The 21,167-nt window shown below is 55.5% G+C and carries 17 protein-coding genes; 5 read left to right on the top strand and 12 right to left on the bottom strand.

Going from position 1 to position 21,167, the window contains the following annotated elements; all coding sequences use genetic code 11:
* Positions 1-19 precede the first annotated feature (19 nt).
* Entirely contained in the window at positions 20-439 is a 420-nt protein-coding gene (locus OKX01_RS14275; protein ID WP_249459973.1) for a hypothetical protein, read from the top strand.
* A 2-nt stretch (positions 440-441) separates the two neighbouring features.
* On the opposite strand, the gene OKX01_RS14270 is transcribed toward OKX01_RS14275, so the two are convergent.
* The 3 genes from OKX01_RS14270 to OKX01_RS14260 are packed head-to-tail and all read right to left on the bottom strand — an operon-like array spanning position 442 to position 6,058.
* Positions 442-1,875 (bottom strand): efflux transporter outer membrane subunit, encoded by a 1,434-nt coding sequence (locus tag OKX01_RS14270; RefSeq protein WP_264671975.1) that lies wholly within the window; start codon positions 1,873-1,875, stop codon positions 442-444.
* Positions 1,872-4,988: a MexW/MexI family multidrug efflux RND transporter permease subunit gene (locus OKX01_RS14265; RefSeq protein WP_264671974.1), complete on the bottom strand. Its 3,117-nt coding sequence runs from the start codon at positions 4,986-4,988 to the stop codon at positions 1,872-1,874. Before OKX01_RS14265 ends, OKX01_RS14270 begins: the two co-directional genes overlap by 4 nt.
* Complete coding sequence (locus OKX01_RS14260) at positions 4,985-6,058, bottom strand: efflux RND transporter periplasmic adaptor subunit (protein ID WP_264671973.1); 1,074 nt, start codon at positions 6,056-6,058, stop codon at positions 4,985-4,987. Before OKX01_RS14260 ends, OKX01_RS14265 begins: the two co-directional genes overlap by 4 nt.
* Before the next feature lie 331 nt (positions 6,059-6,389).
* Between OKX01_RS14260 and soxR the strand changes: the two genes are divergently transcribed.
* Entirely contained in the window at positions 6,390-6,866 is a 477-nt protein-coding gene (soxR, locus tag OKX01_RS14255) for a redox-sensitive transcriptional activator SoxR (protein WP_094197470.1), read from the top strand.
* Here soxR and OKX01_RS14250 read toward each other — a convergent pair.
* From OKX01_RS14250 to OKX01_RS14230, 5 genes are all read right to left on the bottom strand, one after another.
* Complete coding sequence (locus tag OKX01_RS14250) at positions 6,863-8,854, bottom strand: BCCT family transporter (RefSeq protein ID WP_094197469.1); 1,992 nt, start codon at positions 8,852-8,854, stop codon at positions 6,863-6,865. The genes soxR and OKX01_RS14250 overlap by 4 nt on opposite strands.
* 85 nt (positions 8,855-8,939) lie before the next feature.
* On the bottom strand, positions 8,940-9,806 hold the full coding sequence (gene pdxK / locus OKX01_RS14245; RefSeq protein WP_121739412.1) for a pyridoxine/pyridoxal/pyridoxamine kinase: 867 nt from the start codon (positions 9,804-9,806) through the stop codon (positions 8,940-8,942).
* Positions 9,803-10,525 (bottom strand): glutamine amidotransferase, encoded by a 723-nt coding sequence (locus OKX01_RS14240; protein WP_094197467.1) that lies wholly within the window; start codon positions 10,523-10,525, stop codon positions 9,803-9,805. Before OKX01_RS14240 ends, pdxK begins: the two co-directional genes overlap by 4 nt.
* A 32-nt stretch (positions 10,526-10,557) precedes the next feature.
* Positions 10,558-11,610, bottom strand: coding sequence for a 2Fe-2S iron-sulfur cluster-binding protein (locus OKX01_RS14235; RefSeq protein ID WP_094197466.1), 1,053 nt, complete (start codon positions 11,608-11,610; stop codon positions 10,558-10,560).
* The gene (locus OKX01_RS14230; protein ID WP_094197465.1) at positions 11,607-12,560 is read right to left on the bottom strand and encodes an AurF N-oxygenase family protein; all 954 of its coding nucleotides are present in this window, start codon (positions 12,558-12,560) and stop codon (positions 11,607-11,609) included. Before OKX01_RS14230 ends, OKX01_RS14235 begins: the two co-directional genes overlap by 4 nt.
* Positions 12,561-13,223: 663 nt before the next feature.
* Between OKX01_RS14230 and glyA (OKX01_RS14225) the strand changes: the two genes are divergently transcribed.
* Positions 13,224-14,519, top strand: coding sequence for a serine hydroxymethyltransferase (gene glyA, locus OKX01_RS14225; protein ID WP_094197464.1), 1,296 nt, complete (start codon positions 13,224-13,226; stop codon positions 14,517-14,519).
* Positions 14,520-14,531: 12 nt separating this feature from the next.
* On the opposite strand, the gene OKX01_RS14220 is transcribed toward glyA (OKX01_RS14225), so the two are convergent.
* Positions 14,532-16,037 carry a PLP-dependent aminotransferase family protein gene (locus tag OKX01_RS14220; protein ID WP_094197463.1) on the bottom strand — a complete coding sequence of 502 codons (1,506 nt, stop codon included), beginning with the start codon at positions 16,035-16,037 and terminating at the stop codon, positions 14,532-14,534.
* A gap of 126 nt (positions 16,038-16,163) precedes the next feature.
* Here OKX01_RS14220 and serC point away from each other — a divergent pair, with 126 nt between their 5' ends.
* Positions 16,164-17,246: a 3-phosphoserine/phosphohydroxythreonine transaminase gene (gene serC / locus OKX01_RS14215; RefSeq protein WP_125277663.1), complete on the top strand. Its 1,083-nt coding sequence runs from the start codon at positions 16,164-16,166 to the stop codon at positions 17,244-17,246.
* A gap of 72 nt (positions 17,247-17,318) precedes the next feature.
* Positions 17,319-18,608 carry a serine hydroxymethyltransferase gene (glyA, locus tag OKX01_RS14210; RefSeq protein ID WP_108727841.1) on the top strand — a complete coding sequence of 430 codons (1,290 nt, stop codon included), beginning with the start codon at positions 17,319-17,321 and terminating at the stop codon, positions 18,606-18,608.
* Positions 18,609-18,749: 141 nt separating this feature from the next.
* On the opposite strand, the gene queC is transcribed toward glyA (OKX01_RS14210), so the two are convergent.
* The 3 genes from queC to OKX01_RS14195 form a co-directional block, all read right to left on the bottom strand.
* Positions 18,750-19,481 carry a 7-cyano-7-deazaguanine synthase QueC gene (gene queC, locus OKX01_RS14205; RefSeq protein ID WP_108727840.1) on the bottom strand — a complete coding sequence of 244 codons (732 nt, stop codon included), beginning with the start codon at positions 19,479-19,481 and terminating at the stop codon, positions 18,750-18,752.
* Complete coding sequence (locus OKX01_RS14200; protein WP_125277664.1) at positions 19,478-20,152, bottom strand: 7-cyano-7-deazaguanine/7-aminomethyl-7-deazaguanine transporter; 675 nt, start codon at positions 20,150-20,152, stop codon at positions 19,478-19,480. The genes queC and OKX01_RS14200 overlap by 4 nt, the downstream gene beginning before the upstream one ends.
* A 243-nt stretch (positions 20,153-20,395) precedes the next feature.
* A complete protein-coding gene (locus OKX01_RS14195) occupies positions 20,396-21,061 on the bottom strand; it encodes a TetR/AcrR family transcriptional regulator (RefSeq protein WP_264671972.1) in 666 nt (221 codons plus the stop codon).
* Between the last annotated feature and the right edge of the window lie 106 nt (positions 21,062-21,167).

The following is a 21,167-nucleotide window of genomic DNA, read 5'->3' as shown; positions in this document are numbered from 1 at the left end:
GAGAGCAGGCGTAGAGATAATGAGCAATCAGGAACATGAACCAGGCAGGCCGGTGACACAGGAGCAGCGCGCCGCCTGGGCGCAGTTGAAAAAAGACCGTGATCAGTTGAGCGAGCAAGTAGAGACTCTGGAGCGTGGTCACCAGGACTTGAGTAAATTTCTGCTCAAAGCCAAGCGCAATAATGGGATTGCCTGCACCTTGGTGGTGATTTTTACCGCTGCAGGCTGGCTGCTGGATGCTTCGGTCTGGCTGCGCTGGTATGTATTGCCGATTACGCTTTTTTGCTGCGCCTTGCTGTGGTTTGGTGGGAAGCGGCTGGAGCGGCTGATGCAAAGCAAGATTGCGAATCTATCCGAGTTTCTGCAACAGGCGGACGCACAAATAGAAAAGGGGCGGCCCATCTATGAGACAGACCACCCCCAAGCCAATCAAAGCTGAAACTACTTTGTCGGACTCGGTGCCGCTACTCCCCAACCCAAAGCCTGATACAAGGCAATCACATTCAGGTACGAGCCGGTTTCCGCCATTGCCAGCTCTTGCCGGGTCTGGTTCAGGCTGCGCTGATTTTCCAACACTTGCTGATAGGCCCCAGCGCCTATTTCATAGCGCGTCAAGGCGCGCTCATGGGCATTTTCCAGGTGTGACGCCGCCCGTGTCAGGCTAAGCAGGCTCTCCTGATGTTGAGTCAGCCTTTGCAAAGAGCCCTGAATTTCTTCCTGAGCTTGCAGCAGCACTTGTTGATAGTGCAGGCGTGATTCATCAGCCACGGCTTCCATGCCACGCAAGCGCGCTCTGGCATGACCCAAGCGCAGGGCAGGCCATTGCATGGCGGGTGAAACATCGAAGGCGCGGGCAGCATGGCCTAGGTCGCTACCCCTCAGAGCAAAGAAGCCGATAAAGCCAGCCAGATCCAGACGGGGGTACAGCTCGGCGGTGGCGGCGGCCACTTCGTGCGAACTGGCCAGGATTTCCTGTCGAGCGGCACGTACGTCAGGCCGGTTGAACAGCATGGCGTTGACGTCCCCCAAAGGCAGGGAGGCGGCCAAAGGTGCCTTGGCGCTAGGCAGCGGCGTATCAATACTCTCGGCTTGTCCGCCGCTTAGCACCTGGATACGCAAACGAGCCAGCTCCAGATCGCTGCGCAGTTGAGGCACCAGGGTTTTGGCTCGTTCCAGACCCGCCTGGGCATTGTCCAGATTCTCCGGCAGTTCCCGGCCCAACGACACACCAGCCTGCACCAGCTTGATGGTTTGTTCCCAACTGCGTACATCGTCCTCTGCCAGAGCCAGTCGTCGTTGCAAACCCTGTGCTTGCACATATTGACGCGCCAGTTCAGCTGCAATGGCCTGGCGAGTCAGATCCAATTGATCTGCACTGGCCTCGCTGCGAGCCTGGGCAGAGCGGGCTAATTGTTCCAGACGACCGAACAGATCAATCTCCCACGTGGCCTGCATGCCCAGGCGCCAGTTTTCGCTAATGCCGTGGTCAATGGAACCGTCTGCTGCGGCAAACTGTGAACCGCTACGCTTGTAGCTGGCGTGGGCCGTGACGGCCGGCAGGCGGTCGTGCTGGCGCTCGTCGATCAGGGCGCGGGAGGCCCGCCAGCGGGCCTGTGCCTGGGCAATATCCAGATTGTGATCCAGGGCCTTGGCAATCAGGGCGTCCAGTTGCGGGTCTTGCAGCAAGGTCCACCAGTTTTCGCCTTGTTCGGTGGTTTGGGCGAACTGGCTGTTCCAGTTGGTGTCGGCCAAGCTTGGGGCGGTGGGAATGGAGGTGTCCAGTCCCACGGCACAACCGCTCAGGATCAGGCTGGGGATCACCAGTCGCAGAGCACGCGCCACAGGCGCGAGCCTGTTTGATAATGGTGGCGTCATGATGAGTGTTCTCCAGTCGAAGGGCGCAGGGCCTGAGCCAAATCGCGCGCCCGTGGGGTGTCTACTTGATGGGCGTGATCACGCGCCAGCAAGGTATACAAAGTCGGCAGGATAAACAGAGTGAAGACCGTGCCAATCAACATGCCCGAGACCAGCACCACACCCAGACCAAAGCGGCTGTTAGCACCCGCACCGGAGGCAAACAGAAGAGGCACCAGACCAAAGACCATGGCTCCGGTTGTCATCAGCACTGGGCGCAAACGAATGCGGGCGGCTTGCAAGATGGCTTCGGGCTTTTTCAGGCCTTCCTTGAATTGCAGCTCATTGGCAAACTCCACCATCAAGATGCCGTGCTTGCTGATCAGACCAGCCAGCGTTAACAGACCTATCTGGGTGTAGATGTTGAGCGTGCCAAACCCCATAGCCAATGGCAGCAGGGCTCCGCACAGGGACAAGGGCACCGTCACCAGAATGATGATGGGGTCCACCAGGCTTTCGTACTGTGCGGCCAGCACCAGATAAATCACCACCAATGCGGCCAGGAAAGCCCACACCAGAGACTGACTTTCCTGGGTAAATTGGCGCGATTCGGATTGCCAGTCATGCGTAAAGCCAGCCGGCAATTGCCGGGCGATGTCGTCCAGATAGCCCACTGCTTGCCCCAGCGTTACGCCCGGAGCGGGAATGGCTTGCAACGTGGCCGAGTTTTGCTGGTTGAATTGGCGCAGGCTGTTCGGTTCCACTTCGCTGTGGATTTGAACCATGGTCGACAAGGGCACCAGCTCGCCATTGGCACTGCGTACAAACTGGCGTGTCAGGGCTTGAGCCGTCAGGCGCAGTTCACGCTGGCTTTGCGGAATGACGTCGTACGAGCGGCCATCCAGCGAGAAGCGGTTCAGGTAGTTCTCGCCCACCAGTACAGCCAAAGAGTCGGCAATATCACGCAGGCTGATGCCCATGCTGGCGGCTTTGCTGCGGTCAATTTCCACGCGGGAAACGGGCTTGTTGTAGTCCAGGTCGCTATCCACTACAACGAACAAGCCACTTTCACGGGCTTGCTGCTTCACCCATTCCATCGTGTCGTATACCGTGCGGTAGTCGCCGGGACTGCGCAGTACCAGTTGTACCGGCAGCCCGCCGCTGGAGCCGGGCAAGGGGGCAAGCTGGAAAGCAAAGATGCTGCTGCCGGGAATCGCGCTGACGCGTCCTTGCAGTTCGCCCTGTACGGCGCTGGCATCGCGGTCGCGCTTGCTCCAGTCCTTCAGGTTGATCCCGCCAAAGCTGGCGGCCGGGCCGTCTGTCCCCACAATCAACCAGGTGCTTTCGGTTTCGGCCACTTCACGATACGTGTCATCCAGCAGCTTGCCGTCGCGCTCGGCATAGGCCAGGTTGGCATTTTGCGGAGCTTTCACGGCTGTCAGCACGCTGGCCTGATCCTCAATGGGAGCCAGTTCACTGTGCGTCATTTGATAGAGCACGGGCAGGCTGATAAAGACCAGCAAGGCGACCGCGCCGGTAATCCAGCGATGACGCAAGGAGCGGGCCAGCAAGTGGCCATAGCGGGCCGACAGGCCACCAAAGAAGCTCTCTGCCAGATGGGCCATGCGGCCTTCATCTTGCTGCGAGGGCAGCAGCAAAGAACTCATCACCGGGGACAAGGTCAGGGCCACCACGCCGGATACCAGCACCGCACCGGCCAGGGTCAGGGCAAACTCTTTGAACAGTGCCCCAGTCAGACCACCCATCAGACCAATCGGGGCATAAACCGCAGCCAGCGTCAGGGTCATGGCGATCACAGGGCCGGCCACTTCACGCGCGCCCAGCAAGGCTGCCACCACGGGCGAGCGACCCGCAGCGATGTGACGGTGTACGTTTTCAACCACCACAATCGCGTCGTCCACGACCAGACCAATAGCCAGCACCATGGCCAGCAAGGTCAGCAAGTTGATGCTGAAGCCAAAGGCCAGCATCAAGGCCGCGGCTCCCAGCATGGACAAGGGAATGGTAGCCAGCGGAATCAGCACGCTGCGAAAGGAACCCAGACACAGATAAATCACCAGCACCACGATAATCATGGCTTCGGTCAGGGTCTTCAGTACTTCATCAATTGAGGCTTGAATGAAGCGGGCGGTTTCAAAAGCCAGGGCCACTTCTACGCCGGGTGGCAAGGTCGCTTCAATGGCTGGCAGGCGATCTCGAATGCCTTCCACAATGCGCAAGGGATTGCCGCCGGGAGTGGGGAACAAACCCAGGTGAATGGCGGGCAGGCCATCCATCAAGGCGCTGGTCTCAGTGGCGGCGGCACCCAGTTCAACCTTGCCTATGTCGCGCAGTCGTACCAAAGAGGTGCCGTCTTCGCGCACGATCAGGTCCTGGAACTCGGCCACGCTGGTCAGGTCCGAGTTGAGTTGGATGTTGCTCAAGACATGCTGGCCTTTGACCATGCCGGGAGCGGCCTGATAGTTGTTGGCGCGTACAGCCTGGGCAATATCGGCAGCAGTCAGGCCATAGCCAGCCATGCGGTCCGAATCCAGCCAGAGTCGCATGGCCAGTTTTTGGCCGCCAAAGGTCTGGATCTTCGCGACGCCATCAATGGTGGAGAACATGGGTTCCACCACGCGGGACAGATAGTCGTTCAGCTCCGGGATGGAGATCGACGTCGTGGAAAAGCCCACATAGGCCACGGCGGTGGAGTCCCCGGAGGAGCGCTCCACAACCGGGTCATAAGCGCCTTCAGGCAGGCGATAGCGCACCTGGCTGACCTTGCTCATGACTTCGGTCAGTGCCTGGGTGGAGTCGCGGTTCAGCTCCATGCGCAAGGTCACGACACTGCGACTTTGCACGGAGTGGGAGGACAGATAATCCACCCCTTCCACCGAGGCCAGTGCCTGGGCGATAGGTTGGGTGACGAAGCCTTGCATCAGCTGTGCAGAGGCGCCGGGGTACTCGGTGGTAATCGTGATGGTGGAGTTCTCCAGCAGGGGATACTGCCGGATGGGCAGCTTGTCCAGAGAGAACAGACCCAACATCAGGAGCAAGGCACTGACCACCAGGGCAAGAACCGGCCGACGCACGAACAAGTCGGTAAAACCGGGACGGGAGGCGGTGTTCATACGGGCTCCTTGTCCTTGGCGGTCTGTACCGTGGAGCCGTCCTGAATCTTGATCTGACCGGCGCTGACCACCTTGTCGCCTTCTTTCAGGCCCTCAAGGATCTCGACATGCTCATCCCACTGCTCGCCGGTTTGTACGGCTACGCGTTTGACCTGCCACAGACCTTGATCCTTGGGGGAGGCCACAAACACGGTCTGGCCGTAAGCGGTGTAGGTCAGTGCGGTTTCGGGCACGGTCAGTACGGGGGCTTCGGCAGGGCGTTTCAATTGAGCGCGGACGTACATTCCCGCTTTGAGGCGATTGCCTGGATTGGGGAGTAGGGCTTGCAGGCGCACCGTGCGCGAATCACCGATCAAAGGATCGACAGCGCTGATTTCAGCCTGGAAGTTTTCACTCGGCCAGGCGTCAACTTGCACCAGCAAGGTCTGGCCCACGCTTAAATCAGACAGATTTTGCTCGGGCACCGTCAGGTTTACGCGCAATTGGCTGTCATCGACCAGACTGGCAATAGCTTGGCCAGGTTGCAGGTAGTGGCCCTGGTGCAGGCTGGTGATACCGATGCGGCCCGAGAAGGGAGCGGTAATTTGCTTCAAGGCCAGCTCAGCACGTTGATATTGCAGTTGAGCCTGGGCTACCGCGTGATCAGCCTGGGCCTGATCCAGTTGCTCCTGGGTTGCGGCTTGCTGTTCTTTTAACTTGCGCACCCGCGTCAGTTGAATAGCGGTCTGTTTGACTTGCGCCTGCTCGCGGCGCACGCTGGCTTGCTCCAGTTCGTCATTAAGCAAGACCAGAGGCTGGCCGGCTTTGACGTGCTGTCCGGAGGTGAAATCAATCTTGCGAATACGACCACTGGTCTCTGCGCTCAGCAACACTTGCTGCCAGGCTTCCAGTGCACCGACGGCATGTAAAAGACGAGGGGCAGTTTGGGACTTGACGCTGGCCAATTCGACAACGGCAGGGGGATAGCCGCCTGCTGCTTGAACTTCTTGTGAGGCTGGCAGCAAACGCCAGCCTATGGCCAATACGCCGGCCACAATGGGAATCATGATCCAAGTACGACGCGAACTCATGCTGCTGGACCTCCTGTTGGGCAAGAGAGCCACAGGGGCTGTCTGTTCGGAAGCGTCCAGCCGAATCGCTGATCGCTTTGTGACCAGTCTTCGGGCTTGAAATGGATGGCTGCTGCAAGCGGCTTGCGGACTTGGGTTGCCAGGGCAGTGGTGATTGTGCTTTGGTCAAGCACGGACTGCCGAAACCATGACAGAGGTCCGGCAAACATAGTCCAAATGAGGGGAGGCATGGCAGGTTCCTGTGACAATAAAGAGGCAGCCGATATGGCTTGCCTTAATTAGGTACCTGGACTATAAAACCTCAAGTTAACTTTAGGTCAAGGGGGTGAAAATGGCGAAAACAGTGGATTTCACGCGTGCGCTGACGGTGGGAGAGGTGGCCAGGCGCAGTGGCGTGCCCGTGTCCACGGTGCATTTTTACGAGGCGAAAGGTTTGATTGCCAGTACCCGTAATAGTGGTAACCAGCGTCGCTTTGATTCGGTGGTTTTACGCTACATAGCGATCATTAAAGTGGCGCAGCGTACCGGAATTCCTTTGGAGGAAATTCACGAGGCCTTGCAGGGTTTGCCACCGGGTAGCAGACCGTCCAGCAAACAATGGCGGGCCATGTCCAGCCGCTGGCAAGACAGTTTGAATGATCGGATTGAGCAGTTGACGCGATTGCGCGATGAGCTGACCCACTGCATTGGCTGTGGGTGCTTGTCCATGAGTGAATGTCCCTTGCGTAATCCGGCCGATATCCTGGGCCAGCAAGGGCCCGGCCCCCAGATTCTGGAAAGAAAGCTGGAGGCCGGATCAGAGGTTTAGGTCGGGTCGGGCGACTGTGCGTACAGAGCGGTCGCCTCGGAGGTGACCAAGGCCTGATAGCGCTCGAAGTGGTTCAGGATATCGTTAATGACCTGGCTGGAGGACAAACCCATCAAGTCATAACCCCGACTGCCGTCCGCAAACACGGTGCGTATCTGCCATTCCTGAGGATGTGCCTGCTCGTTACGGGCGGCTGCTGCCGTAAAGCTGGCAACTCGACGGGCACGCAGTTCCACGCCATAGACGAAGTTGCGCTGGTTATCCGCCTGAATCGTCAGTTGAGCGGTATCTTGATCGCTGGTTTCCAGGCTGACATTCAGATTGCGCTTACCTAGTTCGTCGGCCACCGCCTGCAGCGCGGGAATGACGGTCGCGCCCATAAAGCGACGAGCATCCCGTCGATTGGGCGTGTGCAAGATGGTCGAGAGCCGATGACGCCAGGACACTTCCGAGCCTGGCGCCGGGCCGGACATGGGGCTTTGGCGACGCATACGTGACATATCCGCTTTCATGCCTTTGAACAGTCCCAGTATCAGCAAAAAGACGATCACAGCAAAAGGTAGGGCGCTGACCAAAGTGACAGTTTGCAGCGCGGTGAGACCACCGGCCAACAAAAGCAAGGCAGCGGCGACACCTTCCAGCGTGCACCAGTAAATCCGTTGCCATACAGGAGCGTCTTCTACGCCACCGGCTGCCAGTGTGTCGATCACCAGGGAGCCGGAGTCTGCTGATGTGATAAAGAAAATGGTAACCAGCAGTACCGCCAGAGCCGAGGTGACACCAGGCCAGGGCAGGTATTCAAAAAACTCGAACAAGGCCACAGAGGCGTTATTGGCTGCATCTTGAGCCAGCTGGCCAGCGGCAACCCCCATATCCAGGAAAATAGCTGTGTTACCAAATACGGTCATCCAGAAAAAGGTGAACACGGTTGGAACCAGCAAGACCCCCAGGACGAATTCGCGCACGGTACGACCGCGCGAGATGCGGGCGATGAACATGCCGACAAAGGGCGACCACGCAATCCACCAGGCCCAGTAAAACAGGGTCCAGGCTTTCATCCAGGTTTGCTCTCGGAATGCTTGTGTACTGAATGAGCGAGCGAAAAAGTTATCCAGATATCCGCCAATATTCTGTACAAAAGCATTCATTAAAAAGGAGGTGGGGCCGACAGTCAGCACAAACAGCATCAGACACACGGCTACCAGCAGGTTCAGTTCGGAAAGGCGCCGAATGCCCACATCCAGACCACTGATCACCGATAAGGTCGCCAAGGCGGTGACACCGGTAATGAGTGCGATCTGTAACCAGGTCTCTTGAGGCCAGCCAAACAGGTATTCAAGCCCTGCGTTGATCTGTAAAACACCGAGACCCATGGAGGTGGCAATACCAAACAAGGTGCCGCAGACAGCAAAAATATCAACGCTGTCGCCAATCCAACCCTCGATGCGCTTGCCAAACAGCGGGTATAGGCCCGAGCGAATCGTCAGTGGTAGGTTGTAACGAAAACAAAAGTAAGCCAGTGATAGCCCGACTACGGCATAGACCGCCCAGGCATGCACCCCCCAGTGAAAGAAGGTGATGATCTGTGCCTGATGGGCTGACGTGGTTGTACTAGCCAGCCCTGAAGGGGGGGCCGAGAAGTGTTGCAGCGGCTCGGCCACGGCAAAAAACATCAAGCCAATACCCATGCCGGCGGCAAACAGCATGGCCATCCAGGTCAGGTAAGGGTAGTCAGGCTCAGAGTCATCGGGCCCTAATTTCAAATTGCCATAGCGGCTTAAGGCCAGATAAACCACCGCAAAGAAAAATAAGGCGACGGCAAGGATGTAGAACCAGCCGAAGCTTTTGATGACCCAGTCTTGCAACTGTTCAAAAATAAGCGCGGCGTCTTTAGGGAAAATGATCCCGATCAGCAAGAAAATCAGGACGATAAAGGTAGATCCCCAGAACACCCGTGGATGTAGCGTGCTTCTAAAAGGCAGCCCCATGTCATGCTCCGTTTGTAACTAAGAGGGCACAGCTTAACGAGAACGGCTGACAGTTGAAAGTCTTGTTAGATTAAGAAATATTTGCTCAGGCTCGGAAAGGATCTATGGGCAAAATTAATTCCTGATGTCCGGCCTGCCGTGTCAACTCCAACTGGTGCAGCACATTGGCACTGGCTGTATGCACAGCAGAATGCAGGTCTGCGCCCAATATCAGGTGAGCCAATAAGGTGGCGGCAAACAGATCGCCGGTGCCTTTGGCCGCACAGTCGACGCGTGGATGGCTAAGCAGCGTGTCGGCACGTGGTTCTTTGCGAGACATTAATAATTTGATCTGGCCATCTTGCCAGGATTCGGGGGCGGCACTGGTGGCAATGACCCATTCGGTACGGCCATTCAACAGGCCGTGAGCCGCGTTTGAGCTGGCCTGAATACTGTCACAAGACTGTTGAGACAGTAAGGACAACTCGTAGTTATTGGGTGTCAAGCCCGTAGCCAGCGGCAATAAGGTCTGGTGATAGACGGGGATCAGAGCCGGGTCTACATAGACGCCTACGTCCAGATCGCCAATGACCGGGTCCACAATGACCAGAATGTCGGGGTGCTCTTGCAGTAGCGCTTTTAACCAGCGCGCAATGATAATGGCCTGATTGGCGCTGCCCAGATAACCGATCAGCACAGCGCGCACCTTGTCCAGCGCACCGCGCAAGACCAGATCGTTCAGAAAGCCTTCTAGCCACTCATCGGGTACAGCACCGCCGTGCACCGTGGGGTATTGCGGGTTGTTGCTAAGCAACACGGTGGGAACGGCGGCTACTTTAAAACCGTGTCTACGCAAAGTCGGGCCGGCAACATTGTTGCCCACCCGACCGTAGACGACTTGGGACTGAATCGAAACGACATCCACATGGTAGGGATGTCGTTCACGATCAACAAACGTTACAGCAGTGTTCATGCAGCACAATCAGCGGAACTGGTTTGTTTAAGTTGGCTGAGCCAGTCGGTCAGGACCGTAGCGGCAGCGGCGTGTAGGCGCTTTTGTACCGCCATGGCTTCCAGACGCAGCATTTGCGGGTCGATATCCGCTTGGCCCAGTTCGTTGGCATGACCAACCAGCCAGCGCTCCAGCTTGCTGGTGTCGGCTTCCAAGTGAAATTGCAGGCCCAATACCTGGGTTCCAAAGGAGAAGGCCTGGTTGGGGCCCACATCCGTGCTGGCCAGGTGAATGGCACCGTCAGGAATATCGAACTGATCCCCGTGCCAGTGCAGGACAGGAATACCGCTAACTGCGGACAGGGGCGATTCTTTGCCCGCATCAGTCAGTTTCAAGGGAGAGAAACCGATTTCTTTCACACCCAGTGGATACACATTGGCTCCCAGGGCACGCGCAATCAGTTGTGCGCCCAGACAAATGCCCAGCAAGGGTTTGCCAGCCAGCAGGAATTTGTTGATCAGCTCCAGCTCATCGGAGAGAAATGGGTAAATCTTTTCGTCGTAGGCGCCGATTGGCCCGCCCAATACAACCAGCAGGTCAGCGTCCTGTTCACCCACGTGGCGCAGTGACTCGACGGAAGGGTCAATGTATTGAACTTGGTAGCCCTGCTCGATCAGAACAGGTTCCAGTGTGCCCAAGTCCTCAAAATGGATATGACGCAGTGCGATGACTTTCTTCATAGGGGGTTCTTTTAATTCAGATGGTAAGGATGTCAGCTCGTGGTACCAATGTCTACATTCATGGCGCCCGATAGGGGGAAGGTGCAACATGCCAGAGCATGACCTTGCGCCTTGTCCTGGTCGCTGAGGCAAAAGTCCGGCTCAGAGCGGTATTCGCCCTCCGAGATCTGTACCCGACAAGCACCACAAATTCCTGAACGACACTGACTGCGGATAGGAACATCGGCCGCTTCCAGCATTTCCAGCAAACTACTGCCTGGTTCGGGTGAGAGCGTCTGCCCTGTGCTGCGTACATTGATTTGCAAGGGAGCGCTGCCTGCTTCAGGCAGGATTTCCACACCGGACTTGGCAGGCGGGGAAAAAGCTTCAATCAACATATGCGAGATGGGATGCGCTTGAATCGTGTATTCGCGCAAGGCCTGGGCAAAGCCATGACTGCCGCAAATCACAACAGCCTGCGGGTCTTTCAACTGCTCCATGTTCTCAAAGGAGGGACGTCCCACTTTGAAATGCGCGCTTTCGCGGATTTTTTCTTGCGTGACAAACACCGTCAGTGTGAACCAGCTGGTGCTCAGATCCAGCTGCAGCAGTTCGTGCAAGAAGGGGATGTCGGCAATACGAGCAATACTGAGCAGCAAATGTACTTGTGGTACTGGCAAGCCATCCTGGGCTCGCGCCGCCAACTCACGCAGCAAGGCAATGGGCAGGGTAATGCCAATGCCGCCTGCGATCATGGCGATACGCTCATAACCCACAATAGAGTCCACCGAAATATCACCCGCCACATATTGCAGGGGCACGCTCATGCCCTCACGCAAGGTGGCGTGCAAATGATCGGAGACACTATTGCGGCCCGAGCCTTTTACGGCAATTTCAATCAGGTCTGGATCAGCCATACGGGTGATCGAGTACATACGCTGTTGAATGGTGCCGCCGGTATCGGGGTAGCTCAGGGCGACATGCTTGCCCGCCCGCAAGGCGCTCAGAAAATCGAAGTGTTTACTTTGAACGCGCAAGGTGAACACTTTGACGTTTCCGGCCTCGGGGCGAACGGTCTCGCAGCGCGCCTGAATCGTGGCTGTCATTGCAGCGCCTCCTGTTGCTCGGCTTGGGCTTGTGCCTGCCCCGATTTGCTGTTCAAGCCAATGCGTTCGATCAGGCTTTCAACCGAACCGGTGTACACGCCAATCTCGTTGGAGTCGCCCGTATCGTGCAGGATGTCGCGAGCATTGGGGAAGTTCACCATGGAGAACACTTTTTCCCAGGCGCCCATTTCATTGTTGGCGAACATTTCCACGGTGCGCAAAATGATGGCACGCATGTGTTCACGCTCTTTCTGGCTCAGGCCGTGAATGATGTCCGAAGCGACAAAGCTGAACACGCTGGAGTGGCTCCATTCGTCCATGGCATGGGTGCGAGTGACTTCATGGCACACGGTCTGGATGCTCTTGTCCTCGGCCATGGTTTTCAGGTAGTCGGTAATCAGGGTCTCGGACGCGCAGGCAATGGCAAAGCGGGTCAGGCGACGTTCGGATTCGGAGCTGCACTGGCTCAGGATGTCATTGCGCCACTGCACCAGGTTGAAGTTGGTGAAATCCAGCGGCTGCAGGCCGCGCATGGAATAGATGTAGTTGCACGCCATGATCGACATGCGGGTGTGCAGGGCCTCGTCCAACAAGGCTTGGGACATGACATCTTGCAGCAGATTGCGATTGGAGCTTGGGGGCGGCGTTTTGATGATGTCTTCGCAAGAAGGGGTAACCACGTTGCATTCAACGTAAATGGTTTTAAGGTTGTAAATACCCCAGGCATAGGACAAGCACTGCGATTTTAATTCCTCGGGGGCTTCCAACCAGGCCTGATGCTCACGGAAAGGCAAAAGGCATTCGCTGAAATCCGCCTTGCTGGGGTCGAACGCCAGATTGTTGTAGTCCGGCAGTTCCTGATTGACAGCGGCCCGGTTTTTCCAAAGTACAGACAGCTTTTGCAGCATATTACGTACGGCGTCATCAGTTTCGTAGCTTTTGATTGTCATTTCAAACTTCCTTGCTGTTGATTGCGATCTGTTCGAAATGAACAGGTCGTTTCTGTATTTCGCCTATCTCTATTTCCAAATGGAAATCCGCAGGCTTAAAAGGATTTGCCGGTCCTTATGAGCAAGGCCCAAAAAAACCCGTCATCGAGTCTCTCAAGTCTTGGGGATCAGCATGGTTGAACTGCCGTTAAAGCAATGGCGTTTCCTGTGGTTGTGGGGAACTGGGGATGTTTCTGTCGTTTGCAGATTAAAAAGAGTGATAATCTGTTTGAGCGAATAGAAGTATGGCTGTTGAGTATTCGTTGGCTGCATTCTAATGATCCTATGACAATAAATGACAGACCATTTCAAGATCATTTAACAGACCACTTAAAAGCAGAAAATAAAATCCCGTTTTAATTCTTGATAAGAATGATCGGGATTGGCTTTCTGGCTGTGTTTCAGAGGGTTTTTAATTATTTATGCTTTAAATGTTTATTTAAATAACAATAATAAAAAGTGGTCTGGTGAATAAAGTTTTATTGGACTGCTTAATAACTTGATAAACAGAATAGGATGTGTATCTTTCGCCCTTGGAGCCATCAGGCCAGGGTTGAGTTTTTCTCTCGTGCCTGAAAAGCAGCCACGGTTGTAAAAGTAGCCAATCTTTGAACAGGAACTCCCATGAAGAGTCTTGCCGGTGGCGACACCCCCCACCAGCCTCTGGTGGGTTCGCAATTTCTACAGCAAAGTGATCGCAATCTTTGGGACATCATCGAAGCCGAGCGGGGTCGGCAACAACACACCATTGAATTGATCGCTTCCGAGAACTACCTGAGCCGAGCCGTCTTGGATGTGCAAGGCTCCTTGCTTAGCAACAAGCAGGCGCAGGGCTATCCAGGACAGCGGATCTACGGCGGGTGCGAACAAGCGGATCAGACTGAAGAGCTGGCTATCGAACGGGCCAAAGCGGTCTTTGGGGCATCCTATGCCAATGTGCAGGCGCACTCAGGCAGCCAGGCCAATCTGGCGGTATACCTGGCCTTGCTCTCACCTGGGGATACTATTTTGGCGCTGGATCAAAGCGCGGGTGGCCATCTTAGCCATGGTTCGCATTTCAATGTATCGGGCCGTTGGTTTCAGACCTGTTCGTATGGAGTAGATCGTCAGACCCAGTGGGTGGATATGGATGAAGTGCGTGCCCTGGCGCACAAGGAGCGTCCAAGGCTGATAATTGCCGGGGGCTCGTCTTATGCACGAACCCCGAACTTTGCCCAATTCAGAGATATTGCTAACGAGGTCAATGCCTATCTGATGGTGGATTTGGCGCATAGTGCGGGCCTGGTCGCAGCGGGTTTGATGGACTCGCCGGTCAAACATGCACACGTCACCACTTTTTCCACTCACGGCACATTACGGGGTCCGCGTGGCGGCATTATCCTGAGCAATGAACCCAAGCTGGCCGAGCGCTTGAGCCAGGCCGTGTATCCAGGCTTGCAAGGCGGACCCTTGCTGAACATTATGGCTGCCAAGGCGGTGGCTTTGGGTGAGGCGATGAGCCCGTCCTATAAAGCCTACGCCCAGTCCGTCATCAATAACGCTCGCAGCTTGTGCCGCCGCTTGTCCGAGGGCGGGTTGACGGTGGTGTCGGGGGGAACAGACTGTCATTTTGGTGTGGTGGACCTGCGCCCCTGGGATTTGTCTGGCCCTTTGGTGGAGCGGGTGCTGGCTCAGCTAGGCATTAGTTTGAGCAAACACCGGGTGCCTTATGAGCAAGACAATGCGGCGTATTCGGGAGTGCGCGTAGGCAGTGCTGCTTGTACCACTCGTGGTTTAGGTGAGGATGATTTCAAAGAAATTGGCGACATGATTCTGGCTTTGCTGGGCGGTGTGCGTAGTGGCTCACGCAACCCACGTACCGAAAATGCCATTCTGGAAGGGGTCGCCGACCTGAATCGACGATACCCCTTGATGTACTGATACCCGGCTCCTTTAGCCTTTGCCCTGACGTAGGGCGTTGGCCAGACGCAACATGGCTGACTCGATTTCATAAGCGGTCAGAGACGCATAGCCCAGTAACCAGCCCTGTTGTTTTTCCTCACCAATGTACAGACGGCTCAAGCCTGGCAGTTGAACCCCGGCACTTAAGGCGCGGCGCAAGGTGTGCTCCTCTGACCAGCCCGGCTCCAGAAAGCAGGGAATCTGCAAACCACCTTCGGGTCGGGCAGCACGAACAATGCCTTGCAAGTGCTGCTCGATGGCTTCCAGCATGATTTCCCGTCGTCCTGCGTACAACTTGCGCATGGCGCGAATATGAGAGTTGTAGTGTCCGTCTTCCATAAAGCGGGCCAGCGTCAGCTGCAGGATTTGCGGCGTGTGGCCGTCCATGATGCTGCGTGCCTGGGTAAAGGGTTTGACCAGTTCGGGCGGCAGCGCCATATAGCCCATGCGCAGGCCCGGATACAGGGTTTTGCTGAAGGTGCCTAAGTAAATCGTGCGCTGGTATTTATCCAGACCCTGCACGCATGCGGTGGGCAGCCCGTCGTAATGAAACTCGCTGTCGTAGTCGTCTTCCATAATCCAGCGGCCATTTTCTGCCGCCCAGTGGATGAGTTCCAGACGGCGTTCCAGGGACATGGTGGCCCCGGTGGGGTACTGGTGCGAGGGTGTCACATAAATACAGTTCGCGCCGCTTCGGTCCTCATTGAGCAAATCGGTGCGCAGCCCTTGTCTGTCCACGCCAATGGGCACCACACGGGCCTCGGCCGCTTCAAATGCTTTACGGGCACCGAAGTAGCCGGGGTTTTCAACCAGAATGGGCTTGCCGGCATCGACCAGTAATTGCGCGCACAAAAATAAGGCTTGGCGTGTGCTGCTCAGAATCAGAATCTGGTCGGCCGAGACTTTGGCGCCACGCTCCAGATTCAGGTAGACGGCAATCGCTTTACGCAGGGACTCGGTGCCTTGCGGGTCACCGTGCAGCAGGATGTTGGCCCGATAGTCTTTCATGGCCTGACGTTGCAGGCGCTCCCAGACATCGGTGGGGAAGTTGCGGGTTTCCGGCAAGCCGGTGGCAAAGGCTTTGATAGTTTGTTGATCAGCAATGCCGCCGCTTTCAAACACGGCGCGACCGCGACGGCTTAAACCGGTGCCCGGTTCCATCACACTGCGTTTCAGATCTTGAGCTTTGATACGACGGTAGGCGCTGCCACGCAGCTCGGTGCCTACTGATTCGGAAACATAGCTGCCCGAGCCTTCACGACGCACGATAAAGCCGTCGCGGTGTAGCTGAACATAGGCGTTTTCAACGGTATCGCGGGCCATGCTCAGGGACTTGGCCAGGGAGCGTGTAGCAGGCAGCTTGACCCCGGGGCCCAGCGCGCCATCCAGAATCAATGCCCGCAAGGCACGCTGGATGCGCTGATGGAGATCCAGGGATTGAAGTTCGTCATCGTTAAGACGCATCTTCAAGGTATCCAGTTCAAACGAACGCGTCATGCGGTCTGCTCCAGGGAATATTAATGGTCTGACTAGTCAGACCATTGTGCTCGTAGACTTGATTGTCATTGCCGAAATAGGGGGGGCCTGTTCCGGCGTTCAGGTTTGTACAGGATCTCAACAAGTATGTCCCGACCCTTTAATTTCAGCGCAGGGCCCAGCGCCTTGCCGATGGATGTTCTATTGCAAGTACGAGATGAGCTGCTTGATTTTGCCGGCACAGGGGTCTCTGTGATGGAAATCAGTCATCGTTCCCAGCCTTTCATGGATTTTGCCCATCGTACTGACACCGCTGTACGTCGTGTTCTGGCTGTGCCATCGGACTATCACGTCTTGCTCCTGCAAGGGGGGTCGTATCTGCAGTTCTCTCAAATCCCGATGAACTTGTTTCATCAAAAAAAAACAGCAGACTATATACATACAGGGTTATGGTCGGAACAAGCCGCCAATGCTGCTAGGCAATATGGGGAAGTAAGAATCATAGCGAGTTCTTATGAAACTGGATTTGATCGTATTCCGGAAATTAATGAATCTAATATTAATCTGGATGCAGCGTACTTGCATTACACAGAGAATGAAACTGCACAGGGCTTGCAATTTTCAAAACCACCTGTTTCATCTATTCCATTGGTATGCGATGCTTGCTCCAGCTTGATGTCAAAACCGCTTGACATCTCGGCTCACGATTTGATTTACGCTTCAGCCCAGAAAAATATGGGCATCGCTGGTGTGACAATGGTATTGCTCAATCCTGCTATTTTAGACAAGCCTTTAGCGAGTACGCCACAGGTGTTGGATTTTTCCATTCAGGCAAAAAAGCAATCCTTGCTCAATACCCCTTCTACATTTTCCTGGTATGTCTTGGGTTTGACTCTGGAGTGGATTGAGCGAGTAGGTGGAATAGACGTTTTGTATGAAATAAATAAGAAAAAAGCACAACATCTCTATGACGTCATTGATAAAAGCAATGGTTTTTATACCAATGGCGTTTGGTCTGACGATCGATCCATCAATAATGTGCCATTTCATATTGCTGAAACTAATTTGGAAGATTTGTTTGTGAAAGAAGCCCAGAAAAATGGTTTTCACGGTTTGAAGGGCCATCAATCAACAGGAGGCTTGCGCGCCAGCATCTACAACGCCGTCACCTTGGACGCGGTACAGGCGCTGGGAGCGTTCATGCGTGAGTTCGAGCGCACTCACGGTTAGGGCGTGGGCCTGCTTTGCAAAGTGGCCAGGCAAGTGGCCGCAACGTGGATAGAATTTTTTTAAGGAAAAGCGATGTACGACAACACTCTCAGCCTGTCCGATTTTGACAAGGAATTGGCCCAGGCCATCCAAGGCGAAGAAAGCCGCCAGGAAGATCACGTAGAACTGATTGCTTCGGAAAACTATGCCAGTCCCCTGGTTATGCAGGTTCAGAACTCCGTGTTTACCAATAAATATGCCGAGGGCTACCCGGACAAGCGTTACTACGCCGGTTGCGAGTTTGTGGACGTGGCTGAACGTCTGGCAATCGAGCGCCTGAAAGCCGTCTTCGATTGTGACTACGCCAACGTACAGCCTCATGCCGGAGCGCAAGCCAATACCGCTGTGTTCCTGGCCTTGCTCAAACCAGGCGATACGGTCATGGGAATGAACCTGGCCCAAGGCGGGCACCTGACACACGGCAACCCGATCAATATTTCCGGCCGTCTTTACAATATTGTTCCTTACGGAGTTGATATCCAAACCGGGCTGATCGATTACGACGAAATGGAGCGCATTGCTATCGAGACCAAGCCCAAAATGCTGATTGGTGGCTTTTCCGCGTATTCGCGTGTGAAGGACTGGGCCCGCATGCGCCAGATCGCCGACAAGGTGGGTGCCTGGTTCTGGGTGGATATGGCCCACGTGGCGGGTCTGGTGGCGGCAGGTGAGTACCCCAGCCCTCTGCCATACGCGCATGTGGTGACCAGTACGACCCATAAAACCCTGCGTGGCCCACGTGGTGGTGTGATCATGGCTAAAGGGCAGAGCGAGGATTTGTACAAACGCCTGAACTCGGCTGTGTTTCCTGGCGTGCAAGGGGGCCCCTTGATGCACTTGATTGCAGCCAAAGCGGTTGCGTTCAAAGAAGCTCTGCAGCCCGAGTTCCGGACTTATCAGCAAAATGTGGTGCGTAATGCCCGCGCCATGGCAGCGGTACTGATGCAGCGCGGCCATAATATCGTGTCAGGCGGTACGGATAATCACATGATGCTGATTAACTTGTCGGCCAAACCTTACACCGGCCAAGAGGCCAGCGATGCCTTGGCAGATGCCTACATTACAGTGAACAAGAACTCGGTGCCCAATGATCCGCGTTCGCCCATGGTGACCTCAGGTATCCGGATCGGAACCCCCGCTGTGACCACGCGCGGCTTTACCGTGGCCGATTGCGAGCAGTTGGCACACTACTTGTGCGATGTGCTCGATGCCTATGAGGCAGGCACGCTGGATACGATCAAGCACGAGATCCGTGAAAAAATCGTGACCTTGTGTCGAAGCTATCCGGTGTATCAAGTGCAGACAGAACCGGCGCAGTTGTAATTCAATGAAAAAGCCCAGTCATTAGCATGACTGGGCTTATCTTTAGGCATGTTGCTTGGGACATGAAGCGGCTTTACTCACCACCTTTTATGTTGAGGCTTGAGGTATAGGTGGTAGTGGCCATTCAGTCATCCGTTTAGCTCATGAGCGCCTTGCGGTTCTGTCTTGTATCCGCCAGTCGGCATACCCTTTGGCCCGCAGTTCACAAGCCGGGCATTGCCCGCAGCCATATCCCCAGTCATGCAGCGTTTCCCGATTGTTCTGGTAGCAGGTGTGGCTGTCTTCCCGAATCAGTTGTACCAAAGCATCCGAGCCAAGCTGGTGGGCCAATTCCCAGGTATCTGCTTTATCCAGCCACATCAATGGTGTTTCCACGGTCAGTGGGCGCTCGATTCCCAGGCTCAATGCCACTTGCAGCGCTTTCAATGTGTTGTCGCGGCAATCCGGGTAGCCCGAATAATCGGTTTCCGACATGCCGCCTACCAGCGTATCCAGGCCCCGGCGGTAGGCCAGGGCACCAGCCAGAGTAAAGAACAGCAGATTTCGACCGGGCACAAAGGTATTGGGCAGACCGTCTTCCTGCATGGCGATCGTCATGGATTCGGTCATGGCGCTGCCACCTATCTGAGCCAGAACATGGGCATCGAGCACATGGTCTTGCCCCAGGCGCTCTGCCCAATGCGGGAACCGTTGGCACAGTTTGTCTTTTAGTGTCTGACGGCACTGCAATTCCGCATGGTTGCGCTGGCCGTAGTCAAAGCCCACGGTTTCCACAAAGGCAAAGCGGTCCAGAGCCCAGGCCAGGCAGGTAGCCGAATCCTGTCCGCCTGAAAACAAAACCAGGGCCCGGCGGTGTGGAGTGTGCGGCTTCATGCTTTGGCCTGCGCGATGCTTAGGGCGCGGCGCTTCATGGTGCTGATCAGGGAATTGAGCAGCACGCCATACATAGGTACAAACAGCAGCAGGCTGACGCCCAGCTTGATGACGTAATCGACGATGGCAATCTCGCCCCAGTGTTCGGCCATGAAAGGATTGCTGCTATGCCAGAAGGCGATACCGAAAAAGGCCAGCGTATCCAGTGCCTGCCCGAAGACCGAAGCAGCGGCTGGAGCAAGCCACCACTGTTTGTAGTCGCGACGGATGCGGTCAAAGACCTGTACATCCAGCAATTGCCCTAAGACGTAGGCGGCAAAGCTGGCCAAGGCAATACGAAACACAAAGCTGTTGAATTCGCCCAGTGCCTGCAGGCCATTGAATTGGCCTTCATGAAAGAGCACGGAGACGACATAAGAGGCGATGAGGGCCGGAAACATGGCGCGGGTAATCACACGGCGTGCTTCGGACTTGCCCATCAAACGGACGGTCAGGTCGGTAGCCAGAAAAACAAAGGGAAAGCTGAAGGCTCCCCACGTGCTATGGAAGCCGAACAATTCAATGGGAAGTTGAACCAGATAATTGCTGGCAATCACAATAAAAATGTGAAAGGCAATGAGAAGTCGCAAGTAGAACGACAGCCGTGAAGACGGCACGGTAGGCAGAGTCATGTCTGGACCTTTTTGGTGGATGGGGTGAGGGAACCCATTGGAAATGGACTGCAACCGACAATTGTACGAGTAGTTGCGGTTCAAGGGAATAATTGGTGGCCACAAGTGTAGCGCGCAGCTCGGCTGCGCTTATACGTCAGGCTTGATGAGGCTTATGGCCTACAACATAAGAGGCCTTGCATGCCAATCAAGCCTGCTTGCCAATGCCATTGAGCTTGATTGCCTGATTTCAAGGGGGCGTGCTCAGACAGACACGGGTTGCAGGCGCTCTATTAATAAGCGTTTGTGCAGGAGGCGGACTTCCTCAAAGGGTACAGGCGAGTGTTGCGGGCCTAAAACCAGCAAAACCATTAACCACATCAGGGAAGGGGAGGCCGCCTGGAGGTAGTCTGAGGAGCTGACATCGGGGCGGATAAGCCCTCGTTGGATACCCAACTGAAAAAAAGCCTGGTTGGCCGTGTAGTTCTGGTCCAAGAGTTGTTGGCCCCAATACTGGGCCAGATCGGGGACACGACCGCTTTCGGTCATTAGCAGCCTGAACATGGCTTGCACGTCCGGATTGGACAGGCGCTCATAGAGTTGATTGAGATACTCATCCACGAGACAGGACAGGGTGGCTGCCTCGCAGGTATCGGAAAGTTCAAAGGTGTTGCCTTCGGGGGGCAGCAGCGTGCTGCGGAGCATGTCCTCGAATACGTCATCTTTGCTGTTGTAGTGCGCGTAAGTGCCGGACTTGGAGATTCCAGCGCGGGCGGCAATGCGCTCGAGCGAGGTTCCCAAAAAACCCCGGTGAGAAAATTCGTCAAAAGCTGCTTTCAGGATTTCGCGTTTACGCTCGGCCGAGGGCAGGTAACGTCGCTTGTTGGTGCTTTCGTTTTTATGAAGTTTATTTTGGTGTGTGTCTGTCATGTCATCCTGTGTGGATGGGCAAGATATGGGGCCTGCAGTATATCAGGCTGCTTTTCTCAGACCGCTGGCAAGCTACGTTCCATGAGACGTGACGTTTTGCTTGTTT

Origin of the sequence: Alcaligenes sp. SMD-FA (genome assembly GCF_025960365.1) — a bacterium.
In the GTDB taxonomy this organism is placed as follows: domain Bacteria; phylum Pseudomonadota; class Gammaproteobacteria; order Burkholderiales; family Burkholderiaceae_B; genus Alcaligenes; species Alcaligenes aquatilis.
This window is presented reverse-complemented; position numbering and strand designations above follow the sequence as displayed.

Coding starts and splice junctions, on each gene's coding strand:
- OKX01_RS14275 (WP_249459973.1), top strand. CDS start 20: ATGAGCAATCAGGAACATGAACCAGGCAGGCCGGTGACACAGGAGCAG.
- OKX01_RS14270 (WP_264671975.1), bottom strand. CDS start 1,875: ATGACGCCACCATTATCAAACAGGCTCGCGCCTGTGGCGCGTGCTCTG.
- OKX01_RS14265 (WP_264671974.1), bottom strand. CDS start 4,988: ATGAACACCGCCTCCCGTCCCGGTTTTACCGACTTGTTCGTGCGTCGG.
- OKX01_RS14260 (WP_264671973.1), bottom strand. CDS start 6,058: ATGAGTTCGCGTCGTACTTGGATCATGATTCCCATTGTGGCCGGCGTA.
- soxR (WP_094197470.1), top strand. CDS start 6,390: ATGGCGAAAACAGTGGATTTCACGCGTGCGCTGACGGTGGGAGAGGTG.
- OKX01_RS14250 (WP_094197469.1), bottom strand. CDS start 8,854: ATGGGGCTGCCTTTTAGAAGCACGCTACATCCACGGGTGTTCTGGGGA.
- pdxK (WP_121739412.1), bottom strand. CDS start 9,806: ATGAACACTGCTGTAACGTTTGTTGATCGTGAACGACATCCCTACCAT.
- OKX01_RS14240 (WP_094197467.1), bottom strand. CDS start 10,525: ATGAAGAAAGTCATCGCACTGCGTCATATCCATTTTGAGGACTTGGGC.
- OKX01_RS14235 (WP_094197466.1), bottom strand. CDS start 11,610: ATGACAGCCACGATTCAGGCGCGCTGCGAGACCGTTCGCCCCGAGGCC.
- OKX01_RS14230 (WP_094197465.1), bottom strand. CDS start 12,560: ATGACAATCAAAAGCTACGAAACTGATGACGCCGTACGTAATATGCTG.
- glyA (WP_094197464.1), top strand. CDS start 13,224: ATGAAGAGTCTTGCCGGTGGCGACACCCCCCACCAGCCTCTGGTGGGT.
- OKX01_RS14220 (WP_094197463.1), bottom strand. CDS start 16,037: ATGACGCGTTCGTTTGAACTGGATACCTTGAAGATGCGTCTTAACGAT.
- serC (WP_125277663.1), top strand. CDS start 16,164: ATGTCCCGACCCTTTAATTTCAGCGCAGGGCCCAGCGCCTTGCCGATG.
- glyA (WP_108727841.1), top strand. CDS start 17,319: ATGTACGACAACACTCTCAGCCTGTCCGATTTTGACAAGGAATTGGCC.
- queC (WP_108727840.1), bottom strand. CDS start 19,481: ATGAAGCCGCACACTCCACACCGCCGGGCCCTGGTTTTGTTTTCAGGC.
- OKX01_RS14200 (WP_125277664.1), bottom strand. CDS start 20,152: ATGACTCTGCCTACCGTGCCGTCTTCACGGCTGTCGTTCTACTTGCGA.
- OKX01_RS14195 (WP_264671972.1), bottom strand. CDS start 21,061: ATGACAGACACACACCAAAATAAACTTCATAAAAACGAAAGCACCAAC.